Source organism: Vibrio sp. SCSIO 43009 (genome assembly GCF_023716525.1).
In the GTDB taxonomy this organism is placed as follows: domain Bacteria; phylum Pseudomonadota; class Gammaproteobacteria; order Enterobacterales; family Vibrionaceae; genus Vibrio; species Vibrio alginolyticus.
On record NZ_CP071842.1, the window covers coordinates 2667486 to 2680005 of the forward strand.

Consider the following 12520-nt stretch of genomic DNA (forward strand, 5'->3'; position numbering starts at 1 on the left):
ATCTAGACTCCAATATTCTGAGTGACACCAACCACACTCAACCATTCCTTTGGTTGGTCGCCTTTTCTTCATCGTTAGTAAAACTGATTGCTTTGTAACAGATTACTTTACAACCACATGGTTTAGCTCACTTGATGAAGCGGCGCTTTCGGCTACACTCTGCCGAAATAACGTCACTCCTATTATTAAGCATCGTATTGCAATTGTTTGCTGGCTCTGTGCAATGCAGAAGTCAAATGAAGAACGTTTAAACCATACAATGTTTAGTGCGATTATCGAGCCTATTGCCAAGCATCGATGAGCCGCACTTTACTGGTATAAGTCTTGTCTGCAGGAGGTTTTGAATATGAGAAGACGTAGAGTGCAGTCAAAGCGTTTAAATAACACAGTAGCTGCTATCCGACGTAAACGTAAACTGACATGTATGAAAAAGAAAGTAAGTTCACGTAATCGTGTTTTTGTACATCTAGTCAATCACTAGTGCGTCCAAGCAAACATCTACCACGTTGTAGGTGTTTGCTAGCCCTCACTACTCCTACTACCTTGTTCGCTCTCTCCATTTTCTAATGCTTTTTGTGCTTGCTTCTTCGCTTTAATTTCCTTTCGGCGGCGCTTAAAAAACGCTTGTAGCTGAGTACGGCACTCATCTTCTAGCAGCCCCTTTTCAATTAAGGCGTAATGGTAAGCGGCTTGACTTTCAAACAAATTAAGCACTGTTCCTGCTGCTCCAGCTTTTAAATCTGGCGCTCCAAAAACAACCCGCTTAACGCGGCTATGCAATAAGGCTCCGGCACACATTGGGCATGGCTCAAGTGTTACATATAACGTCGTATCCAGAAGGCGGTAATTTTCTAGCTTTTGGCCTGCTTTACGCAGCGTTTGGATCTCAGCATGTGCGGTAGCGTCATTAGTACCAATACAGCGATTCCACCCCTCAGCGATAATTTCACCATCTTTGACAAGCACTGCGCCAACAGGTACTTCCCCCTCAGCTTCTGCTTGCTCAGCAAGCTCCATCGCTCTGCGCATAAACAATTCATCTTGAGGGGAAAACGGATGGTTAGACAAAGGAGGCTCCAAAGAAACAAAAAACGATTGAAGTCAGGAATTTTATCACCAACTTCGGTTTCACTACAGCAACACATCACGGGACAAAGTCTGCAACTCCAAAAAACTAGTTACAAGACCTATCGATGTTCGTTTTACGAGAACAAAAAAACGCAGATCGAAGACCTGCGCTTTTTGGCTGCCAATTAGCGGCTTTCACACCCTACACGTTTTTACATTGTGTAAGTGTAAGGAGCTTGAATGCCTAGCGGGATACCTACCATCCAATAAGCAACTAGGAAGATAGACCAACCGATCAGCATTGCGATCGAGAATGGCATCATTAGTGACGCAAGCGTACCGATACCAGCCGACTTCACATAACGCTGACAGTAAACCACAACAAGAGGGAAAAATACCATTAGAGGCGAAATGATGTTCGATACAGAGTCACCCACACGGTAAGCCGCCTGAGACAGCTCAGGCGAGATACCAACCGCCATTAGCATTGGCACTAGGATTGGACCAATTAAAGCCCATTTTGCCGATGCCGAACCAATAAGTAGGTTTACAGACGCGGTTAGAAGGATCATACCGATGATGGTCACTTCACCTGGTAGGTTCATCGCTTTTAAGCCTTCTGCGCCATACAACGCTAGCATCGTACCGATGTTTGACTGAGCAAATGCAGATAGGAACTGAGCACAGAAGAACGACATAACAATGTATGCGCCCATGGTTGACATAGTATCAGCCATCGCTTTGATAATGTCGTTGCTGGTCTTGAACGTTCCAGACACTTTACCGTAAACGTAACCAGGAATGATAAACAGAATAAAGATCAACGGCACGATAGACTTCATTATCGGTGCTGAGAAGGCTGTAATTTCACCTTCAGGCGAGCGAAGTGCTGATGTTTCTGGAATTAACGCTGCAACAAGTAAAGCAATACCCGCCATCATTGCCCAACCTGCATAACGGAATGCTTTTGATTCCAGTTCAGTAAATGAACCTAGGTTTGGCGCGGTTTCCGCATCATCATCAATTGGCATTTTTGATAAACGAGGCTCGATGATTTTCTCTGTCACGTACCAACCAATCCCCACAATAATGATAGAGGATAGGCCAGTGAAGAAGATGTTCGCTAATGGGTTAACCACATATTCAGGATCAAGAACCTGCGCCGCAGTTTGCGTAAAGCCAGCCAATAGCGGATCGATACCTGAAGGGATAAAGTTTGCAGAGAAGCCACCAGATACACCTGCAAATGCTGCCGCAATACCTGCTAAAGGGTGACGACCTGCCGCATGGAAGATAATACCGCCAAGAGGAATAACCAGAACATAGCCTGCATCTGCCGCAGTATGCGATACAATGGCAACCAAAATAAGCATTGGAGTAAGAAGCTTAGCTGGCGTGAAGTTCAGCATCTTCTTAAGACCCGTCGTAATAAAGCCCGAAGAATCTGCAACACCCACACCTAGCATTGCGACAAGTACGATACCCAGTGGCGCAAAGCCAGTAAACGTCGTCACCATGTTAGCAAGGAAACTTGCTAGCGCTTCGCCCGTAAGTAAGTTGGTGATAGTAAGAGCTTCGCCCGTTCGAGGGTTTGGAAGATCGAATGATACATTCGACAAAAGTGCTGACGCCGCCCAAGTAATGATCAATGCCCAGAAGAACAAAATCGCAGGATCAGGAATTTTGTTACCTGTCCTCTCGATAAAGTTTAAAAAGCGCTCCATCCCGCTCGGCTTCGATGATGGTGCCTTATTTACAGCTTGGTTACTCATGGTAACTCCATAGTGAATGATGTTGGTGCCAAGGCCTATTTGAATAATTATAACGACCTACTATCCAACGAGTATTCTAGTAAACACTAATGGAGAAAGCACAAGGTTCTAGATTTTTTTTCATAATTGGAGACATATTTTGCAAAAACACCACTTCAATTAAACATAATAAAAACAGTAGCACATCAACTCGATTAACAGTTCAAAAACCATTTATTAACCGTGACAAATCCGGTATCAAACAGGAATTACACCCGCATTTGTCTCAGCCCATGTATGCAATTGAACTTAGTTTTCGAATTCACTGTACTGTGAAATCATAGTTTTCAGCTGAACGGATTGCGTCTGCCCCATTCTATCTTCCCAACTTGTTGTGATGATGATCGTCTTTAGTGAACCTGATACAGTAGCAGGTGGCACATCCCACTCCACCGTGTACGCTCCAGTGGCGGAAGATCCTGTCACGATAGAGGCAAAACTGGCAGTAGAAATCGTAGAAAGCGCATCCGAAGCACCACGCGTTCGGAACCATTCAAGCTGGTTTTCTGCTAGACGAAGTGCTTCAATACTTTTTATGGCATATTCGGATTCGCGTTCTAGATATACGTTTAGCTTCGTTAAACCTAGAGCCCCAACACCGATAAGTAGAAAAGAAATTAGAACTTCAAGAAGGTTAAAACCTTTTTGTTTAGAGATCATTCCAGGAGCCTTTTTTCCATCTAGGAATTGCATGCGCATTCCTTGAATTGTCTATCACATCTTTATTGTATCTAAAGTCCAAAGAATCGAAGAAAACCGCTGCCTGATCTTCACTATCAAAATATTGACCACCAGATACCGTAAAAGAACCATGCTGATAATAAGAAGCTATTGTCCTGTATGAGTCTTCTACAACACTTGGCACATGATTTAGGTGAGCATTGGCTTCGAACCCAACCCAATCCGCTGTTGTCGGGGTATAATCATGATTGAAATGAAACAAGACCCCTTTAAACTTATTTGATGTAGCGCCGGAGCTCGGTGGTCCCATCACGGAGAAAAGACCATCATGAATGAGCACTGTTACGCCATTGGTCGATGATGTAGCATTCACTAAATCATTGTATTCCGATTGCTTGATTTCACAGCTCCCTTCCACCCATAAATGATGCTTCCCTGACTGAATTTCTGCTGTTAAAGCAGCACCACAATTAGGTATACCATCAGCCACTGAGCCCGTCATAACATGAAATACACCATTATCTCGGACATCGTTATGCTCTTCTGCCTTTACTCCAAAGAAGGATTCAAATGGCTTTAAATCTGTATCTTGAGTAAAATCATCACCAGCACCAACCCCGCCAACACTAGATGAGAGATGACGGTTTGCCGTCGTGTTTGCACAATCTTTATTTGTAGGGTTGTTAAAATCGGCATAGGGAGACTCTCCATGAATTACGCCTTTATTATCAACTGAAGAGGAGTAAAAGCGCTTTTTATACCTTAACGCAATACACTCCCACCCATCGCTGCTCAATTCCCCTGGGTCTGGAGTAGAGAACGTTGCACTAGAATGAAAATAAATGTCGGCACTAGACTGCATTGCACCATAACTCAAGTTACCTCCCAAAATAATCTCCTTACTAATGCTTGTAAATCCAACATTAGAAGTAACCAAATACCCATTGGAAGTACTCGTAAAATTCGGAATCGTCCAAAGCCCTGAGCCACAATCTGTTATTACGGCAGGTACAATATTATTAACTCTAAATTGCGCCCATGCACATTCAACACCTCCTTCCGCTAACCAATGTGCTTGTCGAGATTTTATTTCGTTTTGCGCAACTTTTATTTGAAAAAATACACCTTTGGATGATGCTAATGATGCAATTAAAGCAAGTAATAAAAGTATAGAAGTCACAAGCAAAGTGGTATAACCGGAATAGCCATATTTAGATGTCATTGCCAATTCCTTTGTTTGATAGAAAACTCCGCAACTTCACTAAAGACTCCATCAATCGTTTTCAAACCTAACTTAACGCTCGTGACCGAACTTACATTTCCTCCATTAGTCACTGTTTCTGAACTAACGGTGAATTGGGTAACTTGGAAAATATCATCATCAAATAGAGAACGACAAAAATCTATACCATCAAAAGATAATATTTGTGTTTGAGACACAACGCCTTTTTCACATATAAAAAACCGAGTATCTCTCTTCTCATACTTAATATTTCGATAGTCTTCATTGGCAGCTGAGTCCTCTTTAAAATACACAACCCCTACAGAAGAGGCGCCGCTCAGCATTATGGTTCCTGTAGCTCCGGATAATTTGAGTGAACTACCGTTCCCACCATCATAACCTGCCCTTTGAATATCTTCTTTCATAACAGATAAAGTGATATTCAGACCTTGCAATAAATTTAGCTCTAAGCTTTTTTCCTTTGCTGTTTTTTGTAAACTCAAGAATATAGAGCCCACTACACTAAGGACAATTAATCCAATTAAAGAACTAATCATCAATTCGATTAAAGAGCTACCTATTTGATAACGTTTGTTAGCACTGACGGTAATCATATAACTTAGCTCCAGAGTTACTACAAATTTTAATCCTTCCGGGAGGGTTGGAGAGCTTTGCTTGTAGTTTTATGTTTTGAGCATTGGTTGGGAAAAACTCTATATTTCCTCCTTGGGGTCGTCCACGGACCTCGTCGAAGCTTATTTTTTGATTATCGTAGCTGTGCTTCAAAGATAATTCAGAGTAGGCGGAGCCGGAAAGGCTTAAAATTACGCCCCCAGAGCCGCTAGACGAGTTAGTTAACTGTAGAGACCATGCACCTTGACTGACAACGACGTTTTTAGCCATAGAGAAATGTATATATAACTTTTGATTTCTCATTACCGCCTCGGACTTACTTTGGCTTAGAAAGCCAGCTAATTCAGTTGCTAATCGCTGCATTTGCACAGTTTGTGAAACACGGCTAAAGCTTGGAGCTGCAAACGCCAATATAATACTCAGTACAGCAACAGTAATAAGAAGCTCCAACAACGTAAACCCGCGAGGCATTTCCCAAATTCCTATGTAAACGGCAAAAGGGCCGTAATTCATCTTGCACAGATGCTATCACCTGCCAAAAATAGGCGGAAAAGTGAAAAGGAAACTACTCGTGATGATTCGAATTTCTCGTTGTAACGGCTACAAAAAAGGATTGAGAGGGATGACATTGATCGAATTACTGGTAGCTGTAGTGATTGTCGGGATCATTGCTGCGATCGCCTACCCTTCTTACACTAATCATGTAATCAAGTCTCATAGGACGGTTGCCTTGAGCGATCTTAGTCGAATTCAGCTAGAGCTAGAGACATCTTATGATGGTGGGTACGACTGGAGTCATATTCTCTCTGGAGGCACATGCACTCTATGTGACTCAGACACAAATAGATTTTCTTTCGATATTGCGAGCTCTGCAAGTACGGCCTATACCATTACAGCAACAGCAAAATCGTCTCTGGGACAAGACGACGACGAGTGCTTGACTGGTTCTAAAACGATTACTTTAACGTCAACAAATGTCGAAGAACCAAGTGATTGCTGGAATTAGGAAGAACACCGAGATGCAAAAAGGCCTGCATTTTAGCAGGCCTTTGTATTTGTGCTTTTCACTAACGTCTTAGCTGGTTAAATCATCAAAGAACTTTTTCACACCGTTGAAAAAGCCTTCTGATTTAGGCTTGTGCTTTGTCGCCGCTTCACCACCACAAGACTCTTCAAACTCTTTGAGCAGTTCTTTTTGGCGTGAGCTTAGGTTTACTGGTGTTTCAACAACCAACTTAACAATAAGATCACCAACACCGCCACCGCGAACGCCTTTCACACCTTTACCACGCATACGGAACATACGACCTGTTTGCGTTTCTGAAGGCACTTTTAGGCTTACGCGACCATCTAGGGTTGGTACTTCAACTTCACCACCTAGAGCTGCCATCGCAAAGCTTACTGGCACTTCACAGTATAGGTTGTTGCCATCACGCTCGAAGATATGGTGCTCTTTCACGTGCACTTGTACATACAAGTCACCCGCTGGTGCTCCCATTTCTCCCGCTTCACCTTCGCCAGATAGACGAATACGGTCGCCAGTATCAACACCTGCTGGGATCTTAACGTTAAGTGTTTTTGTTTTCTGCTTACGACCTTGACCATGACACTCATTACAAGGGTCTTTAATGATTTTACCTTTGCCGTGACAGGTAGGACAGGTTTGTTGCACTGCGAAGAAGCCCTGGCGCATCTGTACTTGACCATGACCATGACAGGTACCACATGTTTCAGCAGATGAACCTTTCTTCGCGCCACTACCATCACAGGTATCACAGTGTACTAGTGTCGGTACTTCGATCTCTTTCGTTACACCACGAACCGCTTCTTCTAGCGTCAATTCCATGTTGTAACGTAGGTCAGCACCTCGCTGGGCACGGTGGCCACCACCGCCACGACGACCACCACCAAAGATGTCACCGAATACATCGCCAAAGATGTCGCCGAAATCAGCACCGCCGCCGCCAAAGCCGCCGCCACCGAAACCACCGCCGCCTTGTTCAAAAGCAGCATGACCGTATTGGTCGTACGCCGCTTTCTTTTGAGGGTCGGTCAGAACTTCGTACGCTTCTTTTACTTCTTTAAACTTGTCCGCCGCAGAATCATCACCCTGGTTTCGGTCTGGGTGGAATTTCATCGCTAGACGCTTATACGCCTTTTTGATATCGCGCTCTGAGGCATCACGGCTTACGCCTAATACTTCGTAAAAATCACGTTTTGACATGTTCTTCGTCACCAGTTAATTACTACAAACGGCATCGATTCACCGCTTGGTGTTTGTATCGTTCTAGGTAAGTGCACTTGTCTGCAACATACTTAACTAGAAAGACAGCGTTTACAAACAGACGGGCGTAAGAGTTGCCCCAAACGCCCGCACACGAAGTCTTATCGACCCCAGATGGCTATGCAACCATCTGGTTAAGAAATATTATTTCTTGTCGTCTTTAACTTCTTCGAACTCAGCATCTACAACGTCGTCTTCTTTAGACTGTGCACCTGCGTCAGCACCTTGTGCTTGCTGCGCTTGAGCTTGTTGTTGAGCGATTTCCATCAGCTTTTGAGAAGCAGTCATTAGTGCTTGAACTTTAGCATCGATAGCTTCTTTGTCTTCGCCTTTACGTGCTGTTTCTAGCTCAGAAATTGCTGCTTCAATCTTCTCTTTCTCTTCTGCAGGTAGCGCTTCACCAGCTTCTTCTACTTGCTTACGAGTACCGTGAATCATTTGGTCAGCTTGGTTACGTGCAGTCGCTAGCTCTTCGAACTTCTTGTCCGCTTCTTTGTTAGCTTCTGCTTCTTGAACCATTTTCTCGATGTCTTCATCGCTTAGACCGCCAGAAGCTTGGATAGTGATCTTCTGCTCTTTACCAGTCTGCTTGTCTTTCGCAGACACGTGTAGGATACCATCCGCATCAAGGTCAAAAGTAACCTCGATTTGTGGCATACCACGTGGTGCAGGCTGGATGCCTTCTAGGTTAAATTGGCCTAGAGACTTGTTGTACATCGCTTGCTTACGCTCACCTTGTAGAACGTGGATAGTTACCGCGCTCTGGTTGTCTTCCGCTGTAGAGAAAACTTGGTTCGCTTTAGTTGGGATAGTTGTGTTCTTCTCAACTAACTTAGTCATCACGCCACCCATTGTCTCGATACCTAGAGACAGTGGAGTTACGTCTAGTAGTAGTACGTCTTTAACGTCACCAGCAAGTACACCACCTTGAACTGCAGCACCCATTGCTACTGCTTCGTCAGGGTTTACGTCACGGCGCGCTTCTTTACCAAAGAACTCAGCAACTTTCGCTTGAACCATTGGCATACGAGTCTGACCACCAACTAGGATTACGTCAGTGATGTCGTTTACTGATAGGTCAGCGTCAGCTAGAGCTACTTTTAATGGCTCAAGAGAGCGTTGTACTAGGTCTTCAACTAGAGATTCTAGTTTTGCACGAGTCACTTTAATGTTCATGTGCTTAGGACCAGTTGCATCTGCAGTAACGTAAGGTAGGTTTACGTCTGTTTGAGAAGTAGAAGAAAGCTCGATTTTCGCTTTCTCTGCTGCTTCTTTAACACGCTGCATTGCTAGTGGGTCGTTTTTAAGGTTGATGCCTTGCTCTTTGTTGAACTCATCAACCAAGTAGTTGATTAGACGGTTATCAAAGTCTTCACCACCTAGGTGAGTATCACCGTTAGTTGCTAGAACTTCGAATGTTTTCTCGCCTTCAACTTCATCGATTTCGATGATTGAAATATCGAATGTACCACCACCAAGGTCGTATACCGCGATAGTGCGATCGCCGCCTTTCTTATCAAGACCGTAAGCTAGCGCAGCTGCTGTTGGTTCGTTGATGATACGTTTAACTTCTAGACCTGCGATACGGCCAGCATCTTTTGTCGCTTGACGCTGAGCATCGTTAAAGTAAGCAGGTACTGTGATAACTGCGCCAGTTACTTCCTCACCAAGGAAGTCTTCAGCAGTTTTCTTCATTTTCTTAAGAACTTCAGCAGAAACCTGAGGAGCTGCCATTTTTTGGCCTTTCGCTTCTACCCAAGCATCACCGTTGTCAGCCTTAACGATTTTGTAAGGCATGATTTCGATGTCACGCTGAACTTCTTCGTCTTCAAAACGACGACCGATTAGACGCTTAATTGCAAATAGCGTGTTTTCTGGGTTAGTTACTGCTTGACGTTTCGCTGGTTGACCTACTAGCGTCTCACCGTCAGTGTAAGCAATAACCGATGCAGTAGTACGTTCGCCCTCTGCGTTTTCAATTACACGTGGTTTGTCGCCGTCTAATACAGCAACACATGAGTTAGTAGTACCTAAGTCAATACCAATGATTTTACCCATCTGGCTATCTCCGAATAAATTCTATTTTCGTTTGGTTATAACCCCAATGTGGGGGGAGGAGAATCGGGTTTCAACCCTTGCTCACAAACAAAAATAATCAATGTTTGCTTCTCTATGCCACATAGATAAGGGCGGCAAAATGCTTTTCAAGGGCAGAATTAAAAAAAAGCGTCTTTTTTCGAAATTTATGTGTTTCTTTCTGATTAGTTGGGAACTCGTCACACTGCTGTAGCGCAACAAAACGTCATTTCCCAGATAAATTTATTTATGTCCGACTCTTCCTAAATAAAAAACGAGCTCATAAGAGCTCGCTTCAATATTAGGGTTAAAATAAATTATTCAAGGTATTAGGCGTTCGCTTGAGCAGGCTCAGCATCAACACCTTCTTCTTTACCGATCTCACCTTCTGTTTTTGCAACAATGGTGTTCACTGCCGTGTCGCCGACAACGTTAGATGATGTACAGAACATATCATTAATACGGTCGACCGCTGCAATGATTGCTAAACCTTCAGGTGGTAAACCTAGTTGGTGAAGCAAAACGCCTACCATTACCACGCCGCCCCCAGGAACACCGCCAGCACCAATAGATAACAGAAGAATAGTTAAGCCAAGTGTGAAGATGTCTGCGGTGTTAATTGGCTGGCCAAAAGCGTTCGCAACAAACATCGTTGCTAGAGCAATATAGATAGAAACACCAGACATATTCATCGTTGCGCCCAGTGGTACACCGAAGCCAGCAACCGATTTAGAGACCTGAAGCTTTTCTGTCAGTGTGCGCATCGTTACCGGGATAGTCGCGTTTGAGCTCGCGGTAGATAGAGAGAAAAGAATCTGCTCACGAGTTGCACGTAGGAAAGTCTTTGGAGAAGTTCCTGTCGCAATACTCACTGCCATTGGGTAGAAGAAGAAGATCCAGAACACCAACATCGCAACCACCAAAGCCACGTAACCGGCAACGGACATTAATGTATTGGCGTTTAGCGTTGCACCTAGTTGAATCATTAGTGCGAACACACCATATGGTGCAAGACTCATCACTAATCCAACCAATTTCATCATGATTTCATTTGCCATTTTGAATGTGCGAATAGCTGGGCCACCACGAGAATCCAAAGCTTGAATTGCAAGCCCCGTCAAAATTGCCATAAAGATGATTTGCAGCATGTCGCCGCTAGCAAACGCTTGTACAGGATTGCTAGGAACAATGTTAACAACTAAAGAGAAAATGTCCGGCGTCTCTGTCGTTGTCAGCTGTACAGCCTCAGATACCGTTCCTGCTAGATTAGCGCCCACTCCTGGCTGGAAGATCAAGCCGACAGTCAAAGCCGCCGTAATCGCAATGATGGTGTTAAGAATGTAAAGGGTAAAAGTTTTTCCACCAAGACGACCAAATGCACTGATGTCTTTCAAGTCAACAATGCCGCATACGATTGAAACGTAAACTAAAGGAACAACAAGCAATTTGATCAGTGAGACGAACATGCCGCCAACACCTTCTGCTGCTCCAAGTAGGTATGTATCAAAAATCGCAATACCGCTAAATAAGTACTGAATTGCTGTCCCCAACACAAGGCCGGCAAACAAGCCTATAAAAATCTTACTAGAAAGCGATTTATCCATTATAAATCTCCGATATGTTGTGTTTACTATTTACATTTTTGTAGTTATATATGCTTGCTTTTAAAGCATTAGTCGCAAATCATACACACCGAAGTTACAAAATAAAGTGATAATTTACATTTTTGTTAACGAAATTATTTTAGAAAAAATGACTATATTTACATTCCTATGCAGAATAAACATTCACACAGCGAATGATTACAATCACTTATAGTCCTTTCCGTTAATAAACACGCAGCGAGATGAGAGAAAATCTCCTATAGGAAAATAATTAACCAATAGGAAAAAATATGAAGGGAATCAAATTTTCATTTATCGATATACAACGAAGTTCGATGCAGTCATTTATGTTTAAAACAAAAAAGCGCCCATCAAAAATGATGGGCGCTTTTATATTTAAAAAAACAGGGAGTTAAAGTTACTTAGCAACCATTACCATTGCCGGACGAATCACACGACCGTTTAGTTCGTAACCTTTTTGCATAACAAACATAACAGTGTTTGATTCATGATCAGGGCTCTCCTGAATCGACATCGCTTGATGGAACTCTGGATTGAATGCTTCACCTTCAGGGTTGATTGCTTTCAAGCCAAATTTCGCGACAACGTCTACAAACGTTTTATGTGTTAGTTCAACGCCTTCTAGGAACGGCTTCACAGTTTCATTCTCTGTATCTGCCGCTTGAATTGCACGCTCTAGGTTATCAATAACAGGAAGCAGCTCTTCTGCAAACTTGTTCAACGCAAACTTACGTGCTTTATCGATCTCTTGCTCAGTGCGACGACGCATGTTTTCTACTTCAGCTTTAGAACGCAACACCGCATCTTGTTGCTCTTTTACTTTTGCCTCGCTAGACAATAGTGCCGCTTCTAGTTGAGCAATCTTAGCGTCTGTCTCATCACCAAGCTCTTCAAGCTCAGCTTCAACTTCTTGTGCTTCAGCTTCTACTTTTTCAGCCTCTTCGATGATTTGATCAAGCTCTTCTTCTGTAACTTTGTTTTCTTCGTTGCTCATGATATCTCCAGAATTCAACATAATGCCCTTAAAGCCATGCGCCTTTTTGCGGGCTTTAACCACATAAAAATTCGCATATTTAGGTGACTTGCCATTATTATGGGGATGAAGATTCCTGATTCAAGC

11 protein-coding genes are annotated in these 12520 nt (G+C 43.3%); 1 reads left to right on the forward strand and 10 read right to left on the reverse strand.

What is annotated here, in order from left to right; all coding sequences use genetic code 11:
- Nucleotides 1-519: 519 nt before the first annotated feature.
- The 6 genes from tadA to J4N43_RS12440 form a co-directional block, all read right to left on the reverse strand.
- Complete coding sequence (gene tadA, locus J4N43_RS12415) at nt 520-1068, reverse strand: tRNA adenosine(34) deaminase TadA (RefSeq protein WP_054579961.1); 549 nt, start codon at nt 1066-1068, stop codon at nt 520-522.
- Nucleotides 1069-1280: 212 nt separating this feature from the next.
- Complete coding sequence (locus tag J4N43_RS12420; protein WP_017635695.1) at nt 1281-2840, reverse strand: AbgT family transporter; 1560 nt, start codon at nt 2838-2840, stop codon at nt 1281-1283.
- A gap of 288 nt (nt 2841-3128) precedes the next feature.
- Nucleotides 3129-3539, reverse strand: coding sequence for a type IV pilus modification PilV family protein (locus J4N43_RS12425; protein ID WP_053350260.1), 411 nt, complete (start codon nt 3537-3539; stop codon nt 3129-3131).
- Nucleotides 3529-4782 carry a hypothetical protein gene (locus J4N43_RS12430; RefSeq protein WP_053350259.1) on the reverse strand — a complete coding sequence of 418 codons (1254 nt, stop codon included), beginning with the start codon at nt 4780-4782 and terminating at the stop codon, nt 3529-3531. Before J4N43_RS12430 ends, J4N43_RS12425 begins: the two co-directional genes overlap by 11 nt.
- On the reverse strand, nt 4779-5396 hold the full coding sequence (locus J4N43_RS12435) for a PilW family protein (protein ID WP_053350258.1): 618 nt from the start codon (nt 5394-5396) through the stop codon (nt 4779-4781). Before J4N43_RS12435 ends, J4N43_RS12430 begins: the two co-directional genes overlap by 4 nt.
- Complete coding sequence (locus J4N43_RS12440; protein WP_005381616.1) at nt 5377-5886, reverse strand: GspH/FimT family pseudopilin; 510 nt, start codon at nt 5884-5886, stop codon at nt 5377-5379. Before J4N43_RS12440 ends, J4N43_RS12435 begins: the two co-directional genes overlap by 20 nt.
- Nucleotides 5887-5989: 103 nt before the next feature.
- On the opposite strand from J4N43_RS12440, the gene J4N43_RS12445 reads away from it, so the two are divergent.
- The gene (locus J4N43_RS12445; protein ID WP_053350257.1) at nt 5990-6421 is read left to right on the forward strand and encodes a type IV pilin protein; all 432 of its coding nucleotides are present in this window, start codon (nt 5990-5992) and stop codon (nt 6419-6421) included.
- 69 nt (nt 6422-6490) lie between these two features.
- Here the strand turns inward: J4N43_RS12445 and dnaJ are convergent, their stop codons facing one another.
- From dnaJ to grpE, 4 genes are all read right to left on the reverse strand, one after another.
- Nucleotides 6491-7639 carry a molecular chaperone DnaJ gene (dnaJ, locus tag J4N43_RS12450; RefSeq protein ID WP_005381620.1) on the reverse strand — a complete coding sequence of 383 codons (1149 nt, stop codon included), beginning with the start codon at nt 7637-7639 and terminating at the stop codon, nt 6491-6493.
- Nucleotides 7640-7843: 204 nt separating this feature from the next.
- Nucleotides 7844-9757: a molecular chaperone DnaK gene (dnaK, locus tag J4N43_RS12455; RefSeq protein ID WP_005381623.1), complete on the reverse strand. Its 1914-nt coding sequence runs from the start codon at nt 9755-9757 to the stop codon at nt 7844-7846.
- A 347-nt stretch (nt 9758-10104) separates the two neighbouring features.
- Nucleotides 10105-11379, reverse strand: a complete 1275-nt coding sequence (locus J4N43_RS12460; protein ID WP_053350256.1) for a dicarboxylate/amino acid:cation symporter — start codon at nt 11377-11379, stop codon at nt 10105-10107.
- A gap of 418 nt (nt 11380-11797) precedes the next feature.
- Nucleotides 11798-12394: a nucleotide exchange factor GrpE gene (gene grpE, locus J4N43_RS12465; protein WP_021034134.1), complete on the reverse strand. Its 597-nt coding sequence runs from the start codon at nt 12392-12394 to the stop codon at nt 11798-11800.
- Between the last annotated feature and the right edge of the window lie 126 nt (nt 12395-12520).